This window comes from Burkholderia sp. Bp9031 (genome assembly GCF_003857965.1).
GTDB lineage: Bacteria > Pseudomonadota > Gammaproteobacteria > Burkholderiales > Burkholderiaceae > Burkholderia > Burkholderia ambifaria_A.
Map to the genome: position 1 here is coordinate 78,741 of NZ_QTPW01000004.1, position 26,116 is coordinate 104,856.

A 26,116-nucleotide genomic window follows, 5' to 3' on the forward strand; every position below is an offset into this window, starting at 1 on the left:
ACTGCCGGCCGGCGGTCCGCCAAAGCAATGATCGCTGCGTCAGTCGGTCCGCTCGAGGCGGATCACGTGCTCGGCCCGCGTGCCGTCGCCGTGCTCGACATCGACGTCGCCGACATACCGGACCCGCCAGCCCGGCCGCGTCGCGATCTGCGGGACATTGCCGCCCGGCCGGCTCTCGATGCCGCCGAGCCCTTCGTCGGGCGTATCGACCGCGTCGTCAAGCGACGCGTTCGAGTAGATCACGTTGTCGTGCCACTCGGTCGCACCGGTGCGCGCCTCCATGCCCTTGCCGTCGACGTCGACGGTGTCGTCCGTCATCGCCATGTTCGCGTTGTCGAGCGTCACGATCCGGCCGGCGGCACGACGCACGGGGTCGCCGCTGTCGACCGCATAGGCGTCGACGTCGATCGGCGGCAGGCCGGTCGGCGTTTTCGCCGCGACCGCCTCCGGCGTCAGCGGCCGCTTCGCGACCTCCGCGGCCTGGGTCGCCGCATCGGGCATGTCGCCGGCCGCCGGCGTCTTCACCGGGCGCTTCTCGATCTGTTCCCGCTGCTGTTTGGGGGTTGGGTTCGATTCCGCGTTCTGCATCGCACCTCCTGTTCCGGACGGCGTGCGCCGGCATGATCCGGCGGGCGCCGATCCGGGAATCGCTACACGGTCCTTGCAAATCTTTCACGCGCAGGGCGCCGCACACGTGCGCCCTGCGACGCACGTGCCGCACCGGCCTGTCACCACGGCAGCACCGGGCGACGCGCCCGCGTATGCCGCGGGCGCCGCCCGCTTCCGCCGGTCAGCCGCCGCTCGCGCCTGCCGGCGCGGATGCCGCGCCCGGCATGCTCGCCGCGCCGCTGTCGGCGCCGCTGCCGGCCGCACCGCTGCTCGGCATGCCCGATGGCGCGGTGGACGGCGCCGGCGCCATGCCGCCCGTGGCGCTCGAACTCGTGCCGGTGTCGGTCTCGCTCTTCTTCTGACAGCCCGCACCCGCCGCCAGGCCGGCAATCAGGATGCCGGCGAAGACGGCTCGCGATACGTGACGAATGGAATATCGCTGCATGACACCTCCGCTAATGTCGATGTGGATGGAGACCCCTGACCAGCAATTCGCGTGCCTCGCCATCGCCGCCGACGATCGCACCCCATTCATTTTTCAAATGACGCCCAACCGAATATTTAATTTCCCATCGCCACGGCGGCCCCCCATACTCGCGAATAAATCCGAGACATAACGTCCACGGCGGCCGGACCCGCGCTGCGTGCACACGCTGCCGGTTCGCGCCCCATACATGGAAGGAGACAAGGCGTGCAACTGGAAGCCACCCACCGCGCGAGCATCGTGCTCGGCGCGGACGACGCACTGCATCGAACCGACACGGCCGCGCGCGATCCCGCGCTGAGCCCGCGGCTGCACAATCCCGACCTCGCGCCGACCAAGGCCGAGGGCCGGACCTGGGGCCGCTACAGCATCTTTGCGTTGTGGACCAACGACGTGCACAACATCGCGAACTACTCGTTCGCGATCGGCCTGTTCGCGCTTGGCCTGTCGGGCTGGCAGATGCTCGCATCGCTCGCGATCGGCGCCGTGCTCGTGTACTGCTTCATGAACCTCACCGGCTACATGGGCCAGAAGACCGGCGTGCCGTTCCCGGTGATCAGCCGGATGAGCTTCGGCATCTACGGCGCGCTCCTGCCCGCGATGATCCGCGCGGTGATCGCGATCGCGTGGTTCGGAATCCAGACCTATCTCGCATCGGTCGTGCTGCGCGTGCTGCTCACCGCGATCTGGCCGGGCCTCGCCGCGTTCGACCAGGACGCGATCCTCGGGCTGTCGACGCTCGGCTGGATCACGTTCGTCGCGATCTGGCTCGTGCAGATCGGCATCCTCACCTACGGGATGGAGATGGTTCGCAAGTACGAGGGGCTCGCCGGCCCGATCATCCTCGTCACGACGCTGTCGCTCGCCGCGTGGATGTTCAGCCGCACCGGCGGCCATCTCGCGATGTCGATCGGCAAGCCGATGACCGGCCTGAAGATGTGGACCGAGGTGTTCGCGGGCGGCGCGCTGTGGCTCGCGATCTACGGCACGCTGGTGCTCAACTTCTGCGATTTCGCGCGCTCGTCGCCGAGCGCGAAGACGGTGCGGGTCGGCAACTTCTGGGGCCTGCCGGTGAACATCCTCGTGTTCGCGACGATCAGCTTCGTGCTCGCGGGCGCGCAGTTCAAGCTGAACGGCCACATCATCCATAGCCCGACGGAAATCATCGCGACGGTGCCGAACAAGCTGTTCCTCGTGCTCGGCTGCCTCGCATTCCTGATCGTGACGGTCGCGGTGAACATCATGGCGAACTTCGTCGCGCCGGCCTTCGTGCTGACGAGCCTCGCGCCGCATCGCCTGACCTTCCGCCGCGCGGGCCTGATCAGCGCGACGGTCGCGGTGCTGATCCTGCCGTGGAACCTGTACAACAGCCCGATCGTGATCGTCTACTTCCTGTCCGGCCTCGGCGCGCTGCTCGGCCCGCTGTACGGGATCATCACGGTCGACTACTGGCTCGTGCGCAAGCAGCGCGTGAACGTGCCCGATCTCTATACCGAAGCGCCGACCGGCGCCTATTTCTATACGCGCGGCGTGAACCGCAAGGCGCTCGCGGCACTCGTGCCGTCCGCGCTGATCTCGATCACGCTCGCCGTCGTGCCGGCCTTCAGCGCGATGACGCCGTTCTCCTGGCTGCTCGGCGCGGCCATCGCGGGCAGCGTGTACTGGCTGACGGCCGATCGCAAACGGCAATACGAGGAGCGCTCGGGCGAACCCATCGCGGTCGCCTGCGCCCAACACTGAACGCAGCATACGGAGTGAGTGCACCGATGAGAATCCTGGTAGTCAACGTCAACACGACCGAATCGATCACCGACGCCATCGCCGCGCAGGCGCAGGCCGCCGCGTCGCCGGGCACGGAGATCGTCGGGCTGACGCCGCGCTTCGGCGCGGAGTCGGTCGAAGGCAACTTCGAGAGCTACCTCGCGGCGATCGCGGTCATGGACCGCGTGCTGAGCTACGACGAGCCGTACGATGCGGTGATCCAGGCCGGCTACGGCGAACACGGCCGCGAAGGGCTGCAGGAACTGCTGACGGTGCCCGTCGTCGACATCACCGAAGCGGCCGCAAGCGTGGCGATGCTGCTCGGCCACCGCTACTCGGTCGTCACGACGCTCGACCGCACGGTGCCGCTGATCGAGGATCGCCTGAAGCTCGCGGGGCTCGACGCACGCTGCGCGTCGGTGCGCGCGAGCGGCCTCGCGGTGCTCGAGCTCGAGGAGAATCCGGCCCGCGCGATCGAGTCGATCGTCGGCCAGGCGCAACGCGCGGTGAAGGACGATCACGCTGAAGTGATCTGCCTCGGCTGCGGCGGAATGGCCGGCCTCGACCGGCAGATCGAGGAATGCACGGGCGTGCCCGTCGTCGACGGCGTATCGGCCGCCGTCGCGCTCGCCGAATCGCTGGTGCGCCTGAAGCTGAAGACCTCGAAGGTCCGCACCTATGCGCCACCGCGTCCGAAGCGGATCGTCGGCTGGCCGGGCACCTTCGTCAAATGACGGGCCGCGGGAACGCGTAGCGACATGCGGGACGCACCGGCGCCGAACGGCCTTCCCCTCGACGCGTCCGACGCAACGGGCGCGCTCGACGTACTGGACGCGCGGCTGATGCGCATCCTGCTCGTGCTGCTCACCGAGCGCACCGTGTCGCGCGCGGCCGTCCGGCTGAACATGTCGCAGCCGGCGACGAGTGCCGCGCTCAAGCGCCTGCGCACGCTGCTCGGCGATCCGCTGCTGGTGCGCAGCCGCTACGGGATGGTGCCGACCGAGTTCGGCGCGCGGTTGATCGACCCGCTGCGCAATGCGCTGCGCGTGATCGACTTCATCCGCATCCAGCAGCCGACGTTCGACGCACGCACATCCGTACGTACCTACCGGATCGGCTGCCCCGATTACCTGAACGTGCTGTTCGTGCCGAAGCTCGTCGCGCTGTTCCGCGAACGCGCGCCGAACGCGCAGCTCGTGTTCCATCCGCTCGGCGACGGCTTCGACGACGAACGTGCGCTCGCCGACGGCGAACTCGACGTCGTGATCGACAACCGCCCTGCCCGTTCATCGCGGTTCCGGCAGGACGACCTGTTCGACGACCGCGTCGTGTGCCTGATGCGCGCGACGCATCCGATCGCGCGGCGCGGCGCGATGACGGCCGCCGAATTCGCGCAGGCAGCGCAGCTGTGCCCGACACCGTCGTGGCTCGAAGCGTCCGGCGCGATCGACCGGCAGCTCGAACGCGTCGGCCTGCAGCGGCGGATCGTCGTCACGCTGCCGCATTTCGAACTCGCCGCGCATACGCTCGTGCGCTCCGACCTGATCCTGACCACCACGTACCGGCTCGCGCGCCACTACGCGAAGCTGCTGCCGCTCGGCGCGGTTGCGCTGCCGGCCGAGCCGCCCGACATCGTGTACCGGATGACGTGGAACGAATCGGGTTCGTGCGTCGACGGCGTGCGCTGGCTGCGCGCGCTGATCGCCGAAGCGACGCGCAGCTGGCTCGATACGGAGGCCGCTCGGCCGGCCGTCGCGGCGGTTGCCGCGAATGCGGATGCACCCACGCGCCCGACCATGCCGACCGCCAGCGACCCGCTCGAACCCGCGCGACGCCCCCGTCGCCGGCAGGCGACGCATTGCGGCACGTCGCAGCGGCCACGCGTCGCGCGCGCGGCGCGCATCCATCGCATCGCGACGAAGTCGCACTGAATCACGCGGAATTGCGCTGAATTGTGCCGAACCGCTCGCGCCGCACCGGGCGCGGCGTCACACGTGCCGCGCGATCGCGAGCAGCACCGACAGCGACACGATCGACCCGAGCGTCGACAACAGGATCGTGCGCGACGTCACATGCGCTTCGCGCCCGTAGAACTCGGCCAGCATGTACGGCCCCGTGCCGGTCGGCAGCGCGGCGAGCACGACCACGATCTGCGCGAGTACCGGCGGCATCGCGAACACGCGCACGCCGAGCCACCACGCGAGCGCGGGCTGCACGTCTTGAACACGCTGCGTAAGACCGAAACGCGCAAGCTTAACGGCGCCGTATCTTCGCGTGCAATGGGCGGCGTACGCGCCGCCGCGCGGATCACGCATCGCGCATCGGTTGCGTAAGCAACTTGTATGCAACCGTAGCGGCAGCGAGCGCGAGCACGCCGCTCACTGTCAGCGCGGCGGCGAATCCGCTCGCAAAGGCCGCGGGCGCCGCGTCCGCGAGCGTGCGCGCGGCCGACGGCGGCACGTGCGCGAGCGCCTGCGCGAGATCGCCGGCCAGCAGGCTCGACATGAACGGCGCATCGACGAATGCCTGTGCGCCCGGCGCGGCGGACAGCAACCGGTCGAGATGCGCGTGCGTGCTGGCGGCCAGCACCGCGCCGAGCACGCCGACGGCCGTCACGATCGCCGAGAAGCGGGTGGTCGTGCTGATGCCCGACGCCATCCCGGTACGGTTCGGCGGCACGCACGCCATGATCGCCTTCTGCGTATCGCCGTTCATGATGCCGGCGCCGCAGCCCGTCACGAACATGCCGAGCGCGACGAGCCGGTAGTCGCCTGCGGCCGTCAGCGCCGCGGTCGCGAGATTGCCCGCGCCGATCAATGCGAGCCCGCCCGCCAGCACGCCGCCGGACGACACGCGCGTGGCGAGCATGCCGCCGAGCGACGGCCCGGCGATCATCGCGATCGCGAACGGCAGCATTCCGAGCCCCGCGTCGATCGCCGACATGCCGAACGCGTTCTGCAGGTACAGCGGCAGGAACGTCATCATCACCTGCGCGCATGCCGCATAGCCGAACATCGCGAGCACGGCGCCGACGAAGCGCGGCTGGCGGAACAGCGCGAGATCGATCATCGGCCGCGCCTGCCAGCGCTCCGCGCCGATGAACGCGGCCAGCAGCGCGGCGGCGAGCGCGAACCGGCCGAGCGTCGCGGCCGACAGCCAGCCGTGCGCCGGCGCACCGATCAGCGCCGCGATCGCGCACGCGAGGGCCGCGCCGAACAGCAGGCTGCCGGCGGCGTCCACCAGTTTCGCATGCGGATCGCGCGATTCGTCGATCGCGACCCGCGCGCCGGCCGCGAGCAATGCACACACCGGCAGGTTCAGCAGGAACACCCAGCGCCAGCCGATCCACTGCGTGATCGCGCCGCCGACGAGCGGCGCGACGGCCGTCGCGATCCCCATGCACATCCCCCAGATCGCCCACGCGCGGGCCCGCTCGCGCCCGTCCGGAAAACGGTTCGCGATGACCGCGAGCGCGGCCGTCAGCAGCAGCGCGGCCCCGCCGCCCTTCACGGCGCGCGCGGCGATCAGCCAGCCGGCCGACGGCGCGAGCCCGCAACCGAGCGACGCGAGCGAAAAGAGCGCGAGCCCCGCGCCGAGCATGCGCTTGCGCCCGAAGCGGTCCGCGAGCCCGCCGGCCGGCAACAGGCATGCGGCGAACGCGGTCATGTAGGCGCTCACGACCCACTCGATGTCGGCGAAGCTCGCATGGAAGCCGCGCGCGATGCTCGGCAGCGACACGGCAACGACGTTCGTGTCGAGCACGATCAGCGAGCACGTCGCCGATGCGACCGCGAGCGTCGCGGCGGCCGGCAGGCGGGTGCCCGCACGCACGGCGGCGCGCGCGCCTGCGCGCGGGGCGGGGGAAGACTGGGACATCGACGGCTCCAGAGCAAGAGGAACGAGCCGTATGCTAGGCTGCGGCCGTATTGCCCGTCATTGATACATCCATGCAGTTTTATTAACGAAAATTGCAACCATGAATCCGCTCGAATTCCGTCATGTACGCGCGTTCCTGAGCGTCGCGCGGCACCTGCATTTCGCCCGCGCGGCCGACGCGCTCGACATGGCGCCGCCCGCGCTGACGCGGCAGATCCAGGAAGCCGAGCGGCTGCTCGGCGTGCGGCTGTTCCAGCGCTCGCGCCGCGCGGTCACGCTGACGGCGGCAGGCGTTGCGTTTCTCGCCGAGGCAACTGCCGCGTTCGAGCATCTGCAGCGCGGCCGCGAACTCGCGACGCTGGCCGAGCGCGGCGAACTCGGCCGCATCGAAATCGGCTACGTGTCGTCGGCCGTCTATTCGGGCACGCTGCAGCGTACGGTCGGCGCGTTCCGCGCCGCGCATCCGCGCATCGAACTGAACCTGCGGGAAGTGCCGATGGACGACGTCGCGAAGCAGCTCGACGCGGGCCGGCTCGACCTCGCGTACGTGCGCCCGCCGTTGCCGCTGCCGGGCGCGCTGCGGATCGTCACGCTGCAGCGCGACGTGTTCGTCGCCGCGGTGCCGGCCGATTCGCGCTACGCGGCGATGACCGCCGTGCGTGCCGCCGATCTCGCCGACGCGCACTTCGCGGTGCCCGAACAGGAGCGCGGCACGCTCGAAGTCGCACGCCGCGGCCGCTTCGCGCCGGTAATCGCCGCGCGGCCGGGCGGATTGCTCGCGGTGCTCGCGTGCGTGTCGGTGAACGGTTGGGTCGCGGTGATTCCGGATGCGCTCGCCGGCTGCGTATCGTTGCCGGGCGTCGTGTACCGGCCGATCGCCGGCAAGCCGATCATGTCCGAACTCGCACTCGCGCACCGGCGCTTCGAGAAAGCGCCTGCGGTGCGCGCGTTCCTGCGCACCGTCCCTGCGGCAGGCTAGGGGCTGTTCACGCTGATAACGGGCTTGCGCCGGCCCCACGAACGAATTTTTCCAAAACAGGGGAACGTGCGTTGCCGGTCGTTCGCCGAGGCGGCCGCCGCCTCATCTTCCCCCCATGCCTCTCTCACACGAATAAGCATTTCGCGATTCGATGTTTGCCGGCGCCAGACCGATTTCGTAATCTGCCCGGCAGCCGCGCGGCCCGCGCGCGGATTACCGAGGACCCGCCGCCGATGACTTCGCCCCCCGCCCCGGCCCGCCGCCGCGCACTGCTGCGCGTGGCCGCCCTGGCCGCCGCACCGCTTGCGGGCGCCTCCGCCCTGCCCGCCCGCGCGGCCGGCACCGACCTGTCGAACGTCACGCTGGTGCTCGGCGACCAGGCCGGCGGCCTGCGCGCGCTGGCCGAGGCCGCACGCGTGCTCGACGGCGTGCCATACCGGTTTCGCTGGGCGAATTTCCAGGGTGCGGCGCCGCTGTTCGAAGCGCAGCGCGCGGGCGCGATCGATCTCGCGCCGGCCGGCGACCTGCCCGTGCTGACGGCCGCGCTCGGCGATCCGGCGCTGCGGATCGTCGCGACGCGCGTCGGCTCGCCGGCATCGCTCGGCATCGTCGTGCAGCCCGATTCGCCGGTGCGCACGGTTGCCGACCTGAAGGGGCGCACCGTCGTCGTATCGTCGGCACGCGGCAGCATCTCGCAATACCAGCTGTACGGCGCGCTGCGCGAACACGGCCTCGCACCGGGCGACGTCGACGTGCGCTTCGTGCTGCCGGTCGACGCGTTCGCCGCGTTCGAGGCGAAGCAGATCGGCATCTGGGCGACCTTCGACCCGTACTACGGAAACGTGGTGCGGCGCGGCGCGCGCATCGTGCGCGACGGCAGCGGGATCAATTCCGGGCTCGCCTTCCTCACGTCGCCGGTCGATACGCTCGACGACCGGTCGAAGCGCGCTGCGCTGTCGGACGTGCTCGCGCGGCTCACCCGTGCCGGCCAGTGGGCGCTCGCGCATCCGGCCGACTATGCGACCGTCTATGCGTCGCTCACGCGCCTGCCGCGCGATGCGGCCGCCGATATCGCCCGTCGCGCCGCGCTCGCGCAGCGCGGCGTCACCAGCGCGGACATCGACGTGCTGCAGCGCGTCGCCGATCGGGCAGCCGCGGACGCGATCCTGCCGAAGCGCGTCGACGTCGCATCGATCGCGGTGCGCAACCTGTCGGCTGCGTAATCGGCCACATAACTGGCTGCGCACATACTCAGCGCGGCTTCGACATGTCGAGATCCGGCACGTCGTCGCCGAACGTCGACGCAACCAGCGTGCGCATCGCGGCGACGAGCAGCGTCGGCCCCGACTGGTTGAACGTGCAGCGCTCGCCCGCCGCTGGCACTGCCCGATGCAGCACCGCGCGCCACGCGCCATGCCCGCCGTCGCGCTCGAACGCGCCGAACGGCAAACGCTCGACGAGCAGGCCGCCGTCCGCCCATGAAGACGACGGCGCGTACGGCACCGGCACGCCGCCCGGTTCGCGAATGACCGTGCATCCCGCGGCGCCGACGCGCGGCGCGCCGAGGTCTTCCGCCATCGCCACCCAGAAATCGAGCGGCGCACCTGTCAGATCCTGAACCTGCATCGCGCCCTCCGTCGGCATTGAAAACGCCATCCTAGCGCCGCCGCGCGCGGCTCGCCGACAATCGCCGACCGGTGTTTTCCCCGGTGCGCCGTCCCCCGTGGAAATCCATCGATACGTGTTACGAATCGTCGATTCCTGCCTACAATGAACGCAACACCTGTCGTCCGGCCTGCGGTGGACCAGCACGCCGGAATCGAATTCGCGTCGAACCGGGCCAGGCCCGTTCGGCAGACGACAGCCGGAACCATACGGTGCAGCGCAGGCCGGATCTCTCGGGGGAGCCGCAGCATGTCCACGCACGCCAGGAAGCCGCTGATATCGCTCGTCGTGCCGTTTCATGACGAAGAGGAAACGATCGACGCGTTCTTTGCCGAAACGCTGCCCATTCTCGAGTCGGTCGCCGGGATCCGCTTCGAGGTCGTCTGCATCAACGACGGCAGCCGCGATCGCACGCTCGACCGGCTGCTCGCGATCGCTGCCGGCGACTCGCGCGTGCACGTCGTGGATCTCACGCGCCGCTTCGGCAAGGAAGCGGCGCTCACCGCGGGCCTGGACGAAGCGGCCGGCGCCGCGGTGATCCTGATCGACGCCGACCTGCAGGACCCGCCCGCGCTGATTCCGGCGATGATCGAACACTGGCGCGGCGGCGCCGAGGTCGTCGCCGCGAAACGCACCGACCGGATGTGCGACCCCTACCTGCAGCGCGCGGCGGCAGCGCTCTACTATCGCGTGCACAATGCGCTGTCCGAGGTGGAAATGCCGGAAAACGTCGGCGATTTCCGCCTGATGGACCGCGAAGTCGTCGATGCGCTGCGCGCGCTGCCGGAGCGGCGACGGTTCATGAAGGGGCTGTTCGCGTGGGTCGGCTTTCGCACCACGATCGTCGAATACACGCGTGCGCCGCGCAGCGGCGGCCGCTCGAAGTTTTCCGGATGGCGGCGCTGGAATTTCGCGCTCGAGGGCATCACGAGCTTCAGTACGGTGCCGCTGCGCGTGTGGACCTACGTCGGCCTCACGTTCGCGATGCTGTCACTCGTGTATGGCGCCTTCATCGTGGTGCGCACACTGCTGTTCGGTAATCCGGTGCACGGCTACCCGTCGCTGATTTCCGTCGTGCTGTTCGTCGGCGGCATCCAGCTGATCGGCATCGGCGTGATCGGCGAATACCTCGGCCGGATCTATCACGAATCCAAGCAGCGCCCCGTCTATCTCGTCAGGCGCCGCTTCCGTGCCGAGCGCGATGCCGCCGCGCAGCCGGCATCGAAGCTGCTGCAGTTCCCGCTGAAGCGTGCGCCCGCGGCCCGCCGCCGGGCAGCGGCACCGGCAGCCGCCGGCATTGCCGCCCGCAAAGCATCGTTCAAGTAAAACCGGGCCGCGGCAATTGGACATTACGCAACAATCGACGCACTCGACGAAGCGCCCGGTCGGCGAGTGGCTCACACCGCGACGCATCGCCCTGTACAGCATGCTGATGCTCGTGTTCTACGTGCTGTTCGTCGCGATCTGGATATCCGTCATTCGTCATGCGCAGGGAGCCGTCCTGTCGCGCGCCGGCGCCGACTTCTCGATATTCTGGTCGGCATCGTACGTCATGCTGCACGGCTCGCCATCGCAGGCATACGACTTCTCCGCGTTCTCGCGACTGACGGGCGAACTGTTCGCGAACCTTCGTCGCGACGTCTTCGCCCCGTGGCTGTACCCGCCCACCTATCTGCTGCTCGTGACGCCGCTGGCGCTGTTGCCCTTCGCGCTCGGTTATCCGCTGTTCGTCGCATTCGGCGTCGCCGTGCTCGGCGTCGTCGCGTGGCGCGTATCCGGCCTTGGTGCGATTCCCGGCGCATGGCGCTCCGGTTCGCTCGCGCTGGTCGCCGCACCCTGCGTGTTCGTCACCGCGACGCTCGGGCAAAACGCGTTTCTGACCGCATCGTGCGCGGCACTGGCCGTCCATTGGGCCGGTCGACGGCCGATGTGGGCCGGCTTCTGCATCGCCCTGCTGTCGGTCAAGCCGCAGATGGCGTTGCTGTTCCCGTTCGTGCTGGTTGCGGCACGCGCATGGCGCACGATCGCGTGGGCCGGGCTCGCCACCGGCACGTTCGTCGCGCTGAGCGTCCTGGTCTGCGGCCTCGACTCGCTACGCCTGTTCGTCGCCAGCACGGGCCTCGCGCGCTCGATCGTCCTCGAACATGGTGTCGTGTTCTGGCTCGCGTCGCCGACCCCGTTCGCGGCGTTCCGACTGGCGGGCGTGCCGCTCGGTGCCGCCTATGCCGCACATGCATGTATCGCCGCGATCGCGATCGCAGCCGCCTGCATTGCGTGGGCGCAGTCGCGCGATACCCGCTTGCGCGCGGCCGTGCTGACGGTCGCGACGCTCACGGCGAACCCGTATGTGTGGCACTACGAACTCGCGTGGCTCGCCATCGCGATCGCCTGCATGCTGGCGATCGGCTGGCGCGACGGCTGGCTGCGCGGCGAACAGACCGCGATCGCGCTGATATGGGCGCTGCCGATCGCCGAATACCTGAACCCATGGCTGGAGCTACCGCAGATCGGCCCGGCCGTGACGCTCTTCGCGCTGCTCGTGCTGCTGCGCCGCGCGCGGCACGACGCTCACGGCGCTCATACCACCTACAACGCGAGCCGCGGCGGCACGTACACGCCGTAGTACGGCCCGACGCCCGTCGCGACGCCGGTCATCTTCACGCCTGCGACGAAGTGCCCCTGGATGTACTTGTACGAGCTGCCGAGCGACACGTCGATGTGGAACGCAGCAAACGCGACGATCGGCACGTAGGTGCTGCTCGATGTCTGCGTGACGACCGGCAGCACGACCGTCGCGCCGACCGGCACCGACGTGTAGAGCGTCGCCTTCACGCCGGTTGCGAGATAGATGCTGTCGCCGATATTGAGCGTCGTCGGGTTGCCGGTCACCATCAGGCCGCCCATCGTCGTCGTGTCGGTCGCGGTCGACTGGAATGACGTCCACTGGCCGCCCATGCACAGCAAGCCATAGGTCTGGCCGTTGGTGATCGAGAACTCGAACGGCTGGCCCGTCAGCGGATTGATCAGCGGCTGGTTGGTCGCCGCGTTCCAGTACTGGTTGTACACGCACTGGTCGATCGCGACCGGAAAGAGACCGCCCGCCGCCACCCCGCCGGGCGCGGCGAGCACCGCGATCGCGGTCGCGCTGCCGGACGCACCGGGGATGCCCAAAAGCCCGCCGAGCAGCAGCGGAATCGAGCCGCCGTTCACGCCCGGCGCGCGCGATACGGTGACCTGCACCGCCGGCACGTCGTACGCGCCGGGCGTGATGGTGGTCGGCTGCATCGTTGCGGGGCTGCGCGTCACGTTCCAGTACCCGGTCGTCACCGTGCCGGTCGACAACGGCGCGCCCGCGGCCGCGTTCTGCGCGATCACGCCGTTCGCCGCCGGCGCGGCCTGCGACCAGTTCAGCGCGCCGCCGTTCGGCGACATCATCGCGTCGGCCGCCGCGAGCGCTGCCGCGTCGGCGGCGTTCTGCAGCTGGTTGCGCACCGCGGCGACCCACGCAATGTCGATCGCCAGCGCGCCGAACGACAGCAGCGGAATCAGGAACATCACGAAGAACAGCGCGACGGAGCCGCGCTCGCGCGCGGCGCCGCTGCATCGCGTGCCGGCTGCGTCATTCATAGAGCATCACCGCGCTGGCCGAGACCGTCACCGGGCCGGTCAGCGCGCTGAGCGCGGAACCCAGCACCATCCCGGAATACGTGTAAGTCACCGTCACCGTCAGCGCGGTGCCCGACGTCGTGCCGTTCGCCTGCGTCACGGTCACGGTCGGCGGCGTCGCCGTGCCGCCCGTGATCAGGCTGTTCTGCGTGTAGCTCAGCGCGACGTTGGCGATCTGTGTCGTGGTCAGCATCGGCACGCGCAACACGACGCCGGCACGTGCGGCTTCGCGGCTCGCGTTCGTGATCACGGCCTTGTCGCACAGCAGCAGGCTCGTATCGATGATGCCGATCAGCACCATCAACAGGAACGGCAGCATCAGCGCGAACTCGAGGGACACGACGCCGCGCGCGTGGCGGGCGCGCATCGCGCCGCGTGTCATTTTGCGGCCCCCGCGACGGGCGGCGCGACACGTGGATCGAGCGCGGCGCCCGTCAACGGTCGCGCGGCATTGGCGACCGGGCGCGCCGCGAGCCGGGCGCGCACGGCCTGGTAGACGCGCAGATTGTCGGCCACGGCCGACGCGGGCAAGTCGGCGGACAGCAGCTTCTTCGCCGAATCCGTATTGCCGAGCACGCCATAGGCGAACGCGAGATTCTGGCGGGCCTGCCACGGCGCATCGGGCAGCCCTGCGACGTCGAGCAGCACGTTCACGCCCTCGCGCGGGCGGTTGCTCAGCACGAGCGACAGCCCGAGGTCGACGCGCAGCCCCTGCGCATCCGGATGTGCGCGCAGCGCATCCCGGTACACGGCCTGCGCGTCCTCGTGGCGGCCCTGCAGGTCGAGCACCGTGCCAAGCCCCTGCGCCGCGAGCGGCAGGTTCGGCTGCGCGGCCAGCAGGTCGCGGTAGCGCTGGCCGGCCTCGTCGAGCCGACGCTGCCGCAACGCGACGCGCGCGAGCCCGACCTGCGGCCCGAGTTCCGCGGGCGCCTGCTGGTGAGCCTGCTCGTAGAGAATCCGCGCGCGCTCCAGGTCGCCGGCCCGGTAGTTGACGTCGCCGAGCCCCAGGCGCGCCGCGAGCGAGTCGGGATGCCGGGCGAGCACCTTCTCGTACAGCGTCGACGCGAGATCGATATTGCCGCCGACGAGCGCGCTATCGGCGATGCGCAGTTCGGCCTGCGGGTCGTCGCTCTTGTGCGACAGCGCCGGCCTCGTCTGGATGCCCGGCGCGCAACCGCCGGCCAGCATCGGCAGCACGGCCGCGAATGCAAGCGCGCGGACGACGGAGCATGTCATTTGAACACCTCGATCAGACGGATGGCCGCCGGGCCCGCCGCGATCAGGCCGACCGTCGGCAGGATGAACAGCATCATCGGCAGCGTGATCTTCGGCGCGAGCTTCGCGGCCTTCTCCTCGAGTGCGACGATCTGCTCGGTGCGCTCGCTGCGCGACAGGGTTCGCAGCGCCTGCGTGATCGGCGTGCCGAATCGCTGCGATTGCGTGAGCGTCGTGGCCAGCGAGCGTGCCGACGCAAAGTCGACACGTCTCGCGAAATGCGTCAGCGCTTCCGATACGTTGCCGCTCAGCGTCAGCTCGTCCGCGCAGACCGTCAACTCGTCGGCCAGTGGCGGGCAGATGCGCTCGAGTTCGCGCGCGACGCGCCGCACGCCCGATGCGAGGCTGTTTCCCGCCATCGTGCAGATCACGAGCAGGTCGAGCGCATCCGGAAAGCACGCGGCGATGATCCGCCGGCGCCGCCGGATCATCGCGCCGAGCACGTATTCGGGCACGATCACGCCGATCACGAACGCGCCGACCATCGCCACCGCTCGAATCACGAAGTATTCGCCGAGGCGCGGAATGTACGGGCTGAACACGATCGCGATGCCCGCGAACAGCACGCCGCAGCTCAGCTTGATGCCGATCATCGACAACACCGCACGCCGGTCGCGAAAACCCGCGCGCGTCAACTGCAGCCCCAGCTTCACACGCTGCATCGGATCGAGCACCGGCAGCCGCTCGCCGAGCTGCGCGAGCCGCCGCGTCAGGTCCTGGCGCACCTCGCCGGGCTGCAGGCGCCCCGGCACCAGCGACGGCGGGCGTTGCCCGGCCGCCTGCTGCACGCGCGCGGCGATCCGCCGCCGCGTGCCGCCGCCGGGCGTCGCGAGCGCCACCGCGACGCAGGCGAGCAACAGCAACAGTTCGAGGCCGCGGGCGGCCAGCATCGAGATCGTCATCGCGCGGTATCCAGTTTCGACATCTTGTTGATCGTCAGCAGTCCGATCGTCAGCAGCACCGCGGCAATCGTCAGCATCACGCGCCCGGCGTGCGTATCGAACAACAGCATCACGTACGCGCGGTTCACGAGGAACAACGCGCCGATCATCACGAACGGCATCGCCGAAATGATCTTCGTCGTGATCCGCCCCTCGGCAGTCAACGCGCGTGTCTTCAGGCGAATGTCGCGGCGTGTGCGGATGATGCTCGACAACTCGTCGAGCGTCTCGCCGAGGCTGCCGCCAGTCTCGCGCTGCAGCAGCAGATAGACGGTGAAGAACGAGAAGTCCGCGATCATCAGCCGGTCTGCCGCGTGCGTCAGCACGTCCTTCAGGTCGGCGCCGACGCGCAGGCTGTCGCCCATCGTGCGGAAGGTCGAGCGCACCGGCTCCGCCGCGTTGTCACCCACCGTGCTGATCGCCTGCGTGACCGGAATGCCCGCGCGCACCGCACGCACGATCAGGTCGATCGCGTCCGGGAACGCTTCGAGAAAGCGCAGCCTGAAACGCTCGACCAGCGCGCGGTAGCTGGCGCGCATGGCGACCAGCGGCAGTCCGACGTAGATCAGCGGATGCACCACGCGCGGCAGCGCGACGAGCTCGACCGCGACGATCGCAGCGATCGCGCCGGCGATCGTGCTGGCGACGACGATCCGCATGCCGTGCTCGCCGCCCACCGCACGCACGCGCGTCACGTAACGCTGCAGCCACGCGCGCGCGCGGCCTTGCCGGCGCGGCAGGTTGAACAGCGCGACGCCGGGCGCGGCGGACGCACCGGCCTCGCGGCCCGCCAGCGACGGCGCGAGGTGCCGCATCCGCGCACGAATGCGCTGCTCCGGCGCCTGGCGCGCGCGATCGAGCAGCGCGGACAGCGCGAGGCCGGCCCCGAGGATCACGACGAATGCGCCGAGCGCGAACAGGTCTGCCGTACTCATTGCCGGAATACCTCGGAGAGCGCGTCCTCGATGCCGTAGTCCGCGGCGCGCTGCGCGAACGCGGGCCGCAACGACGACGCCTCGAACATGCCTTTCACTGCATCGCGCGTCGTGTCGCTTTCCTGGCGGAACGTGAACAGGTCCTGCGTGATCACCACCTCGCCTTCCATCCCGACGATCTCGGTGATCCGGGTCACGCGGCGCACGCCGTCGCGCATCCGCTCGACCTGCACGAACAGATGCACGGCGCTCGCGATCTGGCGCCGGATCGACAGCAGCTGCAGATTCGCGTTCGCCATCATGACCATGCTTTCGAGCCGGCTGATCGCGTCGCGCGGCGTGTTCGCATGGATCGTCGTCATCGAGCCGTCGTGGCCCGTATTCATCGCCTGCAGCACGTCGAATGCCTCCGCGCCGCGGATTTCGCCGAGGATGATGCGGTCGGGCCGCATCCGCAGCGCGTTGCGCACGAGGTCGCGCTGCGAGATGCCGCCGAGCCCTTCGGTATTCTCCGGCCGCGTCTCGAGGCTGACGACATGCGGCTGCAGCAGCTGCAGCTCGGCCGCATCCTCGATCGTCACGATCCGCTCGTGCTCGTCGATGTGCTGCGACAGCGCGTTGAGCAGCGTCGTCTTGCCCGAACCCGTACCGCCGGAGATCACGATGTTCAGCCGGCACGCGCACGCGATCTTCAGCACCTGCAGCATCCCGTGCGAAATATTGCCCTGATGCGCCATTCGCGCGAGCGTGATGTCGCGCTTCGCGAACTTGCGGATCGAGATCGACGCGCCACGCAACGCGATCGGCGGCAGGACCACGTTCACGCGGCTGCCGTCGGCAAGCCGCGCGTCGACCATCGGGCTGCTCTCGTCGACGCGGCGCCCGATCGCCGCCGCGATCCGCTGCGCGACGCTCGTCACGTGCGCGTTGTCGCGAAACTTCAGCGACGTGAGTTCGAGCCGGCCCGCGCGCTCGACATACACCTGATCGGGGCCGTTCACGAGGATGTCCGAAACTGTGTCGTCGGCGAGCAGCGGCTCGATCGGCCCGACGCCGAACATGTCGTTCAGGATCGCGTCGACGATCAGCACCTGCTCGCCCGCCGTGATCTTCAGGCGTTCGCGCTCGACCGTGTGCGCGGCCACCTGTTCGATGCCCGCGCGCACTTCGTCGCGCGTCTTCATCAGCGCCGCCGACATGTTCAGCGACGCGAACACCGCAGTGCGAATCGCGTCGAACTTGCCGGAGCGGATGAGCGCCTCCTGGGTGTCGGCGGCCGCAGGCCCGCGGGCGAAGGCCGAAGCCTGGCTCGCGGTCGGCCCCGGCCCCGGCCCCGGCCCCGGCGTGGGTGCCGGTGCGCCGTCGCGCGGCGCGGCAGGAGAAGCGGCCGGCACCGGATCGGGCGCCTGCCGTTTGCGGGTACCGAACGTCACGATCCTTTCCTCCATTTGACGAAGCGCGCATACCACGGCTCGGCGACGGCCATCGATTCGCCGGTGATGCCGTTCGCAAGCAGCCGGATCTCGTCCACGAAACCCTGGCGTTTGGCGGCTTCGATCGGCTCGCCGAGGTTCTCGGCGACCGCGAGCGGCTGCGGCTCGTGCGGCAGCTCGCGCAACCTCACGCCGCCGAACGCATCCTCGAAATCGGTCTGCGCGACGCGTCCCTTGACCGGCTCGAGCGGATTGTTCAGCACCATCGACAACAGCCGCTCGCCGGGCAGTTCCCTCACGAAGCGCGCAAGCCGCGCGGCTTCGTACGCGGCATGCACGGAGCGGTCGGCAACGATATAGACGAGATCGGACGCCTCCAGCGCACCTTCGAACAGCTTGCCGGCGCGGTATCCCACGTCGAACAGCACGTAATGGAAGCGGTCCTTCAGCATGTCGACGAGCTGCGCGATCGCACCGTCGCGCAACGGCGCATCTTCGCCGTACGCCAGTTCGGCCGACAGCATATGCAGGCGATCGCCCTTCGGGACGACCATGCGGTCGAACAACGCGTCGTCGGGACGCTGCTCCATGTTCAGCAACTCGATCAGCCCGTTGTTGCTCGACAGCCCGAGCATCGAGTTCGCGCCGCCGCCATGCAGGTTCAGGTCGACGTATGCGACGCGGCGGCGTTTCTCGCCGGTCAGGCAGCGTGCGAGACTCACCGCGATCGTCGTCGTGCCGACGCCGCCGCGCGCGCCGACGAAACTGACCACCTTGCCGGTGCGCACCTGGACGACCGATTCCGTCGCGGTCAGCGCACGCCGCATCAGCTCGACGGTCAGCGGCTTCACGATGTAGTCCTGCACGCCGATGCCAAGCAGGTTGCGGAACAGACCGACATCGTTCTGCATGCCGATCGCCACGACCCTCACCGACGGATCGCACACATCGGCGAGCCGCATCAGGTCCGACACCGGCAGCACGGAATCCGACACGTCGACGATCAACTGGCGCGGCGAGCGCTCGTGCTGCTGCAGCAGCCGGATCGCGTCCTCGCAGTTGCCCGGCTGCACGTGCGCACGCGTGATCGACAGGTCCTGCGCGACGCGGCGGATCACGTCTTCGCTGCCCGCGTCGGACACGACCGCGATGAGATCCGCCGCTCCGGCGGGGGCGGCGCGCTTGGCGTTCTGGCGGTCGAGGACGTTCATGGGCGGCATCGCGATCGCATCGGGAGTGGGTCGAGTGGGTCAACGGCCGGGCGAACCGGTCGTCGTCAGCGTCTTCTCGGGTGTCGGCTGCTTCACGCGATCCTCGACGTAGCGGCGCACCGCGTCGGCGGCGACTTGCGCATCGGCGCCGCCGTACGGAACGGGCGCGACGAGATCTTCCGGCCGCGCGAGCATCGTCGCGAGATTCGTGTAGGTCGCACAGCCGAACGGCACGCCGGGCCGCCCGAACCCGGCATCGACGAGATGCGACGGCTGCATCAGCTTCGCGCAGTCGGGCGGCACCGCGTGCACGCCGTCGAAGCCGATCGCGCGTGCATCGGGCAGGTTGATCGGCGGCGGCGCCGACAGGCAGCCTGCGAGCGCCAGCGGCAGCAGTGAGGAGACGATGGTTCGAACTCGCATGCGCGCGCCTCCGGTCAGTACACGAAACCCGCGGCGCCGACGAGACGCGGCGTGTCGCCCGACAGCAAGTCGAGCCCGAGATTGTGCTGGATCGCGAACTCGAGATCGCTGCTCGGCCGCGCGACGGTGTCGAGCGCCTGCTCGAGCTGACCTGGGCCGGTGGGCTGCACGATGTACGGCGTGACGATCACGACGACCTCGGTCTTGTTGTCCTGGAAGTTCTTCGACGAAAACAGCCGGCCGATGATCGGCAGCCGGCCGAGCCCGGGGATCTGCGACACGGTATCGGCCGTCTGGCTCTGCAGCAGCCCGCCGATCGCGAAGCTCTGCCCGCTCGACAGCTCGACCGTCGTCTCGACGCGCCGCACCGAGAGTCCCGGCACCGTGACGCCGCCGGTCGTCACGCTGTTGCTCGAATCGACCTCGCTTACTTCAGGGCGCACTTTCAGGCTGATCCGGTTGTCGGCGAGCACGGTCGGCGTGAAGTCGAGCGACACGCCGAACGGCTTGAACTCGACCGTGATCGCACCGGTCGTGGTGCCGGCCTGCGCGACCGGAATCGGAATCTCGCCGCCCGCGAGGAAGCTCGCGGTCTGGCCGGACATCGCGGTGAGATTGGGCTCCGCGAGCATCGTGATCAGGCCTTCCTGATCGAGCGCGTCGAGCACGACGTCGATCGACCAACGCCCCGCGTGGAAGCCGCCCAGCACCGAATACGCGCCGGTCGGCGACAGGTTGAACAGCTTGGTCGTCGGGTCGATCAGCGTGCGCCCGTTGAACAGCCCGCCGATGAAGTTGCCGGCTGCGCCGAGCGAGCTCCAGTTGATGCCGAGCTGCTGCGTGATGTTGCGGCTGACCTCGGTCACGCGCACGCGCAGGTTCACCTGGATCGGGCGCGACAGCGTGAGCCGGTTGACGATCTTTTCCCGGTCGTTCACGTAGGGCGCGAGCGACTGCATCACGGCGTCCGCATCGGCCGCGCTCGGTACCTTGCCCGACACCATCAGCGAGCCCGGCGCGCCGGACACCGACAGCTTCAATTGCGGAAACCGGCTGTCGAGCACCGCCTGCAGCGATGCCGTGTCGACCTGCACGATCACCGTGCGGCGCAGGATCGGCCGGTGGTTCGCGCCGAGCGCGATCAGCGTGGTGGTGCCTGCCTTCTTGCCGAATACGAACACGGTGCGCGGCGACGGCACCTGGATGTCCGCGATGCTCGGGTCCGCGACGAACATCGCGGTCGCGGGTTCGGACAGCGACAGCATCTCGCCCTTGCCGGTCGCGATCGACAACGCCGCACCCGCGTCCGCCGCCTGCGCGCGCTGCGCGAGTGCGGCACCCGGCAAGACGATGCAGGCCAGGTACCAGAAAGCGATCCAACGAACCGTGCGCACCATGCGTTTTCTCGTCAAATGCCGGCCGCCGGGCGGCCGGCCCGAATCGTCACCGCGTCACTGCGGCACCGCCGCCCGCGGCGCTTTCGCCGTTGCGTCCGCGGCGACATTACCGCCCGCGGACGCGGCCGGCGCAACCGGTGTACCTGGCCAGCCCGACGGCAGCGGCGGCAGGCCCGGCGTGCCGATACCGCCACCGCTACCGCGCGATCCATCGTCGACCGACGAGCCGCGATAGATCACGACCGTGTTGCCCTGCGCTGCCGGCCGCGTGCCTGCGTCCGTCCTCGCGGACGTCGCCCGTGCCGCGCGCGACACGTCGCCGGCCCATACCGGTGCCGTATCGGGCTCCTGTTCGTCGCCGCCGGCCGCCTGACGGCGATCGCTCGTCGCGAAGCTGCGCAGCGCCAGCGACAGCGAACCGAGGCGCGTCGCGACCAGCACGACCTGAGCGGTGCGCGGTGCGACTTCGAGCGTGACCGTGCGTGCGCGAACCGGCACGTCCGGCGCACTCGCAGGCGTCTTCGCACGCTGGAACTCCGAGCCGACCGCGAGCACGCGCGCGCGCCGCACGACCGTCTCGGCTTCGAACGTGCCGGGCACCGTCGCGGAACCGCCGATCTCCTGCGTGAGCACCACGTCGACGAAGTCGCCCGGCTGGATCAGACCCGCGTTGCCCGACACGTCATCGACCGGCACCGAGATCGCGCGCATGCCGGGCTGCAGCGCGGCCGCGAGAAAATCCGGCGCGCCGGCCGGTATCACGTTATCCGCGCGGATCGGCGCGCCGGCTTCGACGCGGTTGCGCAGCAGCGCGCCTTTCAGGTCCGCGCCCGGCTGCGACTCGACAAACGCGCCGGCCGGCACTTGCGTGCTCGGCATGCGCTTCCACGCGAGATCGTTGTCGCGCAGCAGCAGCCCTTCCGGCAGGTCCGCGGCCGCGACGCGCACGCGTGCCTCCGTCGCTTCGCCAGGCGCCGACGGCGTCGACGCGGCAACGTACAACTGGCGCAGGATGAACGCACCGATGCCTGCAGCGATGATCAACACGGCCATTCTCAGCGGTTTGGGCATGGCGGCGTGCGTCCCCCGGCTAAGTGAGCGAAACGGCGTGGGGAAACCGCGCCCAGACGGCCAACCCGCCGCCGAGCGCGAGCGCGACGCCGTACGGCACGCCGCGCGTCGCGAGCGCGGTCGCCGGCGCGATACGACGCCGTCGCGCGACGATCGCAAGCGCTGCGAGGCCGCACGCGGCACCGCTCGCACAAACGAGCGTCAACACCGGAAATGCGAGCGTCGGGCCGGCCCATAAAAACACCGCCGCCGCCAGCTTCACGTCGCCGCCGCCGATCCAGCCTGCGTGACGCAGGCCGCCGAACACCGCCAGCATCGCCGTTGCGGTCGCAACGTGGCCGGCGACCTGCGCAAGACCGTCGTGCGCAAGCGCCGCCGCGACCAGGTACAACGTCGCGAACGCCAGCACCGCGCGATTGGACAGCCGCCGCGCGCGCACATCCTGCATCGCGAGCGACGCCAGCACCAGCGTCGCCGCCGACTGTACGAGATAGAGCATCGGAGAGCCGTCCGTGGGCGCGCCCCGACTGGATACGTCGTACCGCTGCGGATCCGTATGTGCGTCGGCGGCGCGCCGGTTCGGGAGATCAGATCAGCGATGCGACCTTGTTGATCAGCGACGTGAATATGCTCTGCAGGCCTGACGTGCCGCTGAGGTAGGTGCCAACTGCCGCAAGCGCGACCACGATGATGCCGGCCAGGACTGCGTATTCGAGCGAGCTGACACCACGTTCATCGCGCAGCAAGGACTTGACGTATTGCAGCATGACAACCTCCGTGTGACGGGGTCGGTGATCGACCGTTGAATGCAAAGACGCGGCGTTGTTGTTTCGGTGATGCGCACGGCGTTCGTCCATTCACGACTCATGCGGCAGCCCGGCATCGGGCCGTTCGCATTCCCCGGAATCCATTCGATCGCTGCAACGCGCGGCGTACGGCAACGCTATCTGCACTACATTCGCGCGTCTGCTGCGTAGCCGCATTGACACGATGCGGTTCACGCCAATTCGTCTAGGGTATAGACAATTTTTTTGACGATTTCAAATAATTTAGCGTCGGAGTGTATTTATGGGAGGCGCGCTTCAACAATGAAATACACGTAGATCGTTTACCGCTTTCTCGCGCCGCTGCACGAGGCCTGTCGAGACCATGCGTAAGAATGTTAATGCCGGGATGCATCATTGCTGATGGCGGACTGTTCAATGATTTTTATCGGTTTTTCCAAATGCGTGGTGATTCCAATCCGAAAATTCAAACGGCCATTCATGCGCGCTGATCGGCAATTTTTTCGCGCCTGCCGATTGGTCGAGGAAAATATTACGTATCCCGATTGAATAGCCTGATTCGCGTGGGTACCGCTCCCGGCAACGATCGATCCGCTGCAAAGCCAACGCGAATTACGCCCTCCTCGCTCCCCCAAAGCATCGCGATCTCCAACCGGCTCTCGCATGCCCCGCCAACCCGCGAAGCGGCGATAAGCATAGTTCAAATCGTTGCTTGTCCCGCGCCGGAGGCGTCCTCCAGAATGGTTCGACGCCCTTTGGCCCGACTTCCCTCCCTCACTTGCCCGACACTCGATGATCGACCGATTTCACTCTCCATTGCGCCTGCTGCGATCGCTGCTGATCGCGTCCCTCGTTGCGTTACCCGCTGCCGCCGCGCATGCCGGCGAGCCCGCCACCATCCGCATCGGCGTCGCCCAGCAGGGCGCCGGCGATCCGCCGACCTTCGGCGGATCGAGCGCGGCCACCGTGCAGCTCCAGCAGCTCGTCGAAAAGGAATTCGCGGCCGACGGCATCAAGGTGCAGTGGCTGTTCTTCAAGGGCGCGGGCCCGGCCGTCAACGAGGCGATCGCCGACAAGGCGCTCGACTTCGCGTACCAGGGCGACCTGCCGTCCGTGCTCGCGCGCGCGAACGGGATCAAGACGCGCCTGCTGCTCGCGGCCAGCGTGCGCTCGGGCGTCAAGATCGCGGTGCCGCCCGACTCCGGCATCCGCTCGATCACGGACCTGAAGGACCGCCGCGTATCGATTTTCCGCGGCACCAACCTGCAGCTCGTCGCCGACAACGCGCTCGCGAAGAACAGCCTGAGCGAACGCGACCTGCGCGTGATCAACCTCGACTCCGCGAGTGCGCTCGCCGCGCTCGCGTCGAAGGGCATCGATGCCTCGGTCGGCGACTATCAGCTGTACAAGCTGCGCGACGCCGGCCTCGCGAAGATCATCTACGAATCGCAAAACGACGGCCCGCAGTTCACGCGCCAGACCCACCTGCTCGTGCTCGACGACTTCGAGCGCGCGCATCCGGACATCGTGCAGCGCGTCGTCAACGCGTTCGTGAAAGGCGCGCAATGGTCGTCCGACGAGGCGAACCGCGATGCGCTATTCAAGCTGTGGGCAAAAAGCGGCGTGCCGTATGCGTCATGGCAGGCCGACTATGCGAACCAGCGCCTGAAAGACCGCTTGTCGCCGCTGATCGACCCGTTCGTGATCGCGCGCTACAAGGCCGTCGCACAGGATGCGCTGAAGCTGAAACTGATCCGTCAGCCGGTCGAAGTCGACGGCTGGTTCGAGCCGAAGTATCTCGACAACGCGTTGCGCGCGCAGCACCTCGAACACTACTGGCCGCGTTACGACGCGGCCGGCAAGCCCCTCTCCTGACCCGGACCGCCCCCGATGAGCGATACCGCGCTTCCGCGTCCGTCATCCGACCCGCACGCGCTCGCCGCGCTGCCGCCCCGCGCGGCGAGCGCGAGACGCGTGGCGTGGCGGCTCGCGCCGTGGGCGCTGCCCGCGCTGCTGTTCGTGCTATGGACCGTCGGCAGCGCGCGCGGCTGGATCGCGCCGCAGATCCTGCCGCCGCCCGGACGGGTGGCCGACTCGCTCGCGGAGCTCGCGGCGAGCGGCGATCTCGTGCGCCACACGCTGATCAGCCTGCAGCGCGTGCTGGTCGGCTTCGCGGCCGGCACGCTGCTCGGTTTCGCGACCGGTGCGGCGCTCGGGCTGTCGCGCACGCTGGAAGCCTATGTGCTGCCGAGCTTCAACGCGCTCGTGCAGATTCCCGTGCTCGGCTGGCTGCCGTTCCTGCTGCTGCTCGTCGGCGTCGGCGAGCCGCTGAAGTACCTGCTGATCGCGCATGCCGCCCTCGTTCCCGTGACGATGAGCACGCTGCAGGGGTTCCGCCAGACGCCGCCCGCGCTCGACGAAGCCGCGCGCGTGTTCGGCTACACGCGCCGCCAGCGCATCGTCCACGTCGTGCTGCCGGCCGCGATCCCGACGCTCGCGACCGGCGTGCGGCTCGCGTTCACGAAATCGTGGCTCGCGCTCGTCGTCGTCGAACTCGTCGCGTCGTCGGAAGGGCTCGGCTACCTGATCGTGTACGGCCGCCAGCTGTTCCAGCTCGATCTCGTGATGGCGGCGGTGATCGTCGTCGGCGCGGTCGGCCTCGCGATCAACCGGCTGCTCGACGCGCTCGAGGCACGGCTGCGCCGCGGCGTGCCGTCCGCGTTCCGCGGCTGAACCCGATTCAAGGAGCCCTTCCGTGCCGCCTGCCTCCACGTCGACGCCAGACACCGCATCGCCTGCCATCGCGGCCGCCCGCCGCTTTCCCGTGCCCGACTGGCGCGGCTTCGTCCTGCCGCTCGCCGCGCTCGCGCTCTGGTGGGCCGTCTCGTCCGCGCATCTCGTCAAAAGCGGCTTGCTGGTCGGCCCCGCCGACGTGCTGCACACCGCGTGGACCCAGGCGGCCAGCGGTGCGCTGGCGCGCGCACTGTCCGCGTCGCTCGCACGCGAAGCATGCGGCTTCGCGATCGGCGCGACCGGCGGTCTGCTGCTCGGCGCCGCGCTCGGGCTGTCGCGCATCGCCGCGCGCGTCGTCGGCCCGAGCTTCGACACGTTCAAGCAGATCTCGCTGTTCGCGTGGATTCCGCTGATTTCCGTATGGTTCGGCCTCGGCGACGTCGCCAAGGTCGTGTTCCTGTCGCTCGCCGCGCTACTGCCGGTCGCCGCGCATACGTGCGACGGCATCCATGCGGTGCCGCGCGCGTATGTCGACGTCGCCCGCGCGCTGCGTTATTCGCGGCTTCAGCTGGTGCGTTACGTGATCCTGCCCGCCGCATTGCCGTCGATCTTCACCGGGCTGTATCTCGGCCTCATCTACTCGTGGCTCGCGACGCTCGGCGCCGAATACCTGCTCGTCGCGGGCAGCGGGATCGGCAACACGCTGATCGACGGCAGCGAGCAGTTCCGGATGGACCTCGTGCTGTTCGGGATCATCGTCGTCGGCGTGACCGGCTGGGCGCTGAACGCGATCGCGCGCGCGATCGAACGCAAGGTGCTGGCCCGGCGCGGCGACCTGCGCCGCTGATCGCCCTCCTCTTTCCTGTTGCCGC

26 protein-coding genes and 1 pseudogene are annotated in these 26,116 nt (G+C 69.2%); 11 read left to right on the forward strand and 16 right to left on the reverse strand.

What is annotated here, in order from left to right:
• Positions 1–39: 39 nt before the first annotated feature.
• Complete coding sequence (locus tag DIE15_RS07025) at positions 40–588, reverse strand: DUF3005 domain-containing protein (protein WP_124832767.1); 549 nt, start codon at positions 586–588, stop codon at positions 40–42.
• Positions 589–761: 173 nt separating this feature from the next.
• Between DIE15_RS07025 and DIE15_RS36895 the strand changes: the two genes are divergently transcribed.
• From DIE15_RS36895 to DIE15_RS07045, 4 genes are all read left to right on the forward strand, one after another.
• Positions 762–971 carry a hypothetical protein gene (locus DIE15_RS36895; protein WP_162492260.1) on the forward strand — a complete coding sequence of 70 codons (210 nt, stop codon included), beginning with the start codon at positions 762–764 and terminating at the stop codon, positions 969–971.
• A gap of 329 nt (positions 972–1,300) precedes the next feature.
• Positions 1,301–2,833: an NCS1 family nucleobase:cation symporter-1 gene (locus DIE15_RS07035; protein WP_124832768.1), complete on the forward strand. Its 1,533-nt coding sequence runs from the start codon at positions 1,301–1,303 to the stop codon at positions 2,831–2,833.
• A gap of 26 nt (positions 2,834–2,859) precedes the next feature.
• Entirely contained in the window at positions 2,860–3,588 is a 729-nt protein-coding gene (locus DIE15_RS07040) for an aspartate/glutamate racemase family protein (protein ID WP_057923832.1), read from the forward strand.
• 24 nt (positions 3,589–3,612) lie between these two features.
• Positions 3,613–4,785: a LysR family transcriptional regulator gene (locus DIE15_RS07045; RefSeq protein ID WP_124832769.1), complete on the forward strand. Its 1,173-nt coding sequence runs from the start codon at positions 3,613–3,615 to the stop codon at positions 4,783–4,785.
• A 57-nt stretch (positions 4,786–4,842) separates the two neighbouring features.
• On the opposite strand, the pseudogene DIE15_RS07050 reads toward DIE15_RS07045, so the two are convergent.
• A pseudogene (locus DIE15_RS07050) lies at positions 4,843–5,073 on the reverse strand (AEC family transporter); the annotation flags it as partial.
• A gap of 88 nt (positions 5,074–5,161) precedes the next feature.
• Positions 5,162–6,730 carry an MFS transporter gene (locus DIE15_RS07055; RefSeq protein ID WP_124832770.1) on the reverse strand — a complete coding sequence of 523 codons (1,569 nt, stop codon included), beginning with the start codon at positions 6,728–6,730 and terminating at the stop codon, positions 5,162–5,164.
• Positions 6,731–6,830: 100 nt separating this feature from the next.
• On the opposite strand from DIE15_RS07055, the gene DIE15_RS07060 reads away from it, so the two are divergent.
• Together DIE15_RS07060 and DIE15_RS07065 are read left to right on the forward strand one after the other, a co-directional pair.
• Positions 6,831–7,709: a LysR family transcriptional regulator gene (locus DIE15_RS07060; RefSeq protein ID WP_057923836.1), complete on the forward strand. Its 879-nt coding sequence runs from the start codon at positions 6,831–6,833 to the stop codon at positions 7,707–7,709.
• 233 nt (positions 7,710–7,942) lie between these two features.
• Positions 7,943–8,932: an ABC transporter substrate-binding protein gene (locus DIE15_RS07065; RefSeq protein WP_124832771.1), complete on the forward strand. Its 990-nt coding sequence runs from the start codon at positions 7,943–7,945 to the stop codon at positions 8,930–8,932.
• Positions 8,933–8,960: 28 nt separating this feature from the next.
• On the opposite strand, the gene DIE15_RS07070 is transcribed toward DIE15_RS07065, so the two are convergent.
• Complete coding sequence (locus tag DIE15_RS07070) at positions 8,961–9,335, reverse strand: phage protein NinX family protein (protein ID WP_057924128.1); 375 nt, start codon at positions 9,333–9,335, stop codon at positions 8,961–8,963.
• Between the two features lie 288 nt (positions 9,336–9,623).
• On the opposite strand from DIE15_RS07070, the gene DIE15_RS07075 reads away from it, so the two are divergent.
• On the forward strand, positions 9,624–10,700 hold the full coding sequence (locus DIE15_RS07075) for a glycosyltransferase family 2 protein (protein ID WP_057923838.1): 1,077 nt from the start codon (positions 9,624–9,626) through the stop codon (positions 10,698–10,700).
• A gap of 16 nt (positions 10,701–10,716) precedes the next feature.
• Positions 10,717–11,997 carry a glycosyltransferase family 87 protein gene (locus DIE15_RS07080; protein ID WP_409364291.1) on the forward strand — a complete coding sequence of 427 codons (1,281 nt, stop codon included), beginning with the start codon at positions 10,717–10,719 and terminating at the stop codon, positions 11,995–11,997.
• Here the strand turns inward: DIE15_RS07080 and DIE15_RS07085 are convergent.
• The 12 genes from DIE15_RS07085 to DIE15_RS07140 all read right to left on the reverse strand — a co-directional run bounded on the left by DIE15_RS07085 (position 11,961) and on the right by DIE15_RS07140 (position 22,493).
• Positions 11,961–13,001 carry a TadG family pilus assembly protein gene (locus tag DIE15_RS07085; protein WP_124832772.1) on the reverse strand — a complete coding sequence of 347 codons (1,041 nt, stop codon included), beginning with the start codon at positions 12,999–13,001 and terminating at the stop codon, positions 11,961–11,963. The two genes, DIE15_RS07080 and DIE15_RS07085, sit on opposite strands and share 37 nt — an antisense overlap.
• A complete protein-coding gene (locus tag DIE15_RS07090) occupies positions 12,994–13,422 on the reverse strand; it encodes a TadE/TadG family type IV pilus assembly protein (protein WP_057923841.1) in 429 nt (142 codons plus the stop codon). Before DIE15_RS07090 ends, DIE15_RS07085 begins: the two co-directional genes overlap by 8 nt.
• Positions 13,419–14,276: a lipopolysaccharide assembly protein LapB gene (locus tag DIE15_RS07095; protein WP_124832773.1), complete on the reverse strand. Its 858-nt coding sequence runs from the start codon at positions 14,274–14,276 to the stop codon at positions 13,419–13,421. The genes DIE15_RS07090 and DIE15_RS07095 overlap by 4 nt, the downstream gene beginning before the upstream one ends.
• Entirely contained in the window at positions 14,273–15,217 is a 945-nt protein-coding gene (locus DIE15_RS07100; RefSeq protein ID WP_057923843.1) for a type II secretion system F family protein, read from the reverse strand. Before DIE15_RS07100 ends, DIE15_RS07095 begins: the two co-directional genes overlap by 4 nt.
• A complete protein-coding gene (locus DIE15_RS07105) occupies positions 15,214–16,191 on the reverse strand; it encodes a type II secretion system F family protein (protein ID WP_057923844.1) in 978 nt (325 codons plus the stop codon). Before DIE15_RS07105 ends, DIE15_RS07100 begins: the two co-directional genes overlap by 4 nt.
• Positions 16,188–17,639 carry a CpaF family protein gene (locus DIE15_RS07110; RefSeq protein ID WP_409364292.1) on the reverse strand — a complete coding sequence of 484 codons (1,452 nt, stop codon included), beginning with the start codon at positions 17,637–17,639 and terminating at the stop codon, positions 16,188–16,190. Before DIE15_RS07110 ends, DIE15_RS07105 begins: the two co-directional genes overlap by 4 nt.
• Positions 17,621–18,844: an AAA family ATPase gene (locus DIE15_RS07115; protein WP_057923845.1), complete on the reverse strand. Its 1,224-nt coding sequence runs from the start codon at positions 18,842–18,844 to the stop codon at positions 17,621–17,623. The genes DIE15_RS07110 and DIE15_RS07115 overlap by 19 nt, the downstream gene beginning before the upstream one ends.
• Positions 18,845–18,874: 30 nt before the next feature.
• Positions 18,875–19,258, reverse strand: a complete 384-nt coding sequence (locus DIE15_RS07120) for a CpaD family pilus assembly lipoprotein (protein ID WP_057923846.1) — start codon at positions 19,256–19,258, stop codon at positions 18,875–18,877.
• A gap of 14 nt (positions 19,259–19,272) precedes the next feature.
• Positions 19,273–20,655: a type II and III secretion system protein family protein gene (locus tag DIE15_RS07125; protein WP_124832775.1), complete on the reverse strand. Its 1,383-nt coding sequence runs from the start codon at positions 20,653–20,655 to the stop codon at positions 19,273–19,275.
• A 54-nt stretch (positions 20,656–20,709) separates the two neighbouring features.
• Positions 20,710–21,726, reverse strand: a complete 1,017-nt coding sequence (gene cpaB, locus DIE15_RS07130) for a Flp pilus assembly protein CpaB (protein ID WP_124832776.1) — start codon at positions 21,724–21,726, stop codon at positions 20,710–20,712.
• A gap of 19 nt (positions 21,727–21,745) precedes the next feature.
• Positions 21,746–22,225 (reverse strand): prepilin peptidase, encoded by a 480-nt coding sequence (locus DIE15_RS07135; RefSeq protein WP_057923849.1) that lies wholly within the window; start codon positions 22,223–22,225, stop codon positions 21,746–21,748.
• An 88-nt stretch (positions 22,226–22,313) separates the two neighbouring features.
• Entirely contained in the window at positions 22,314–22,493 is a 180-nt protein-coding gene (locus DIE15_RS07140) for a Flp family type IVb pilin (protein WP_057923850.1), read from the reverse strand.
• An 810-nt stretch (positions 22,494–23,303) separates the two neighbouring features.
• On the opposite strand from DIE15_RS07140, the gene DIE15_RS07145 reads away from it, so the two are divergent.
• From DIE15_RS07145 to DIE15_RS07155, 3 genes are read left to right on the forward strand one after another with little or no spacing between them, the layout of a single operon-like run.
• Positions 23,304–24,386, forward strand: coding sequence for an ABC transporter substrate-binding protein (locus DIE15_RS07145; protein ID WP_124832777.1), 1,083 nt, complete (start codon positions 23,304–23,306; stop codon positions 24,384–24,386).
• A gap of 15 nt (positions 24,387–24,401) precedes the next feature.
• Positions 24,402–25,244, forward strand: a complete 843-nt coding sequence (locus tag DIE15_RS07150) for an ABC transporter permease (protein ID WP_057923852.1) — start codon at positions 24,402–24,404, stop codon at positions 25,242–25,244.
• A gap of 22 nt (positions 25,245–25,266) precedes the next feature.
• The gene (locus tag DIE15_RS07155) at positions 25,267–26,091 is read left to right on the forward strand and encodes an ABC transporter permease (RefSeq protein WP_057923853.1); all 825 of its coding nucleotides are present in this window, start codon (positions 25,267–25,269) and stop codon (positions 26,089–26,091) included.
• Positions 26,092–26,116 lie beyond the last annotated feature (25 nt).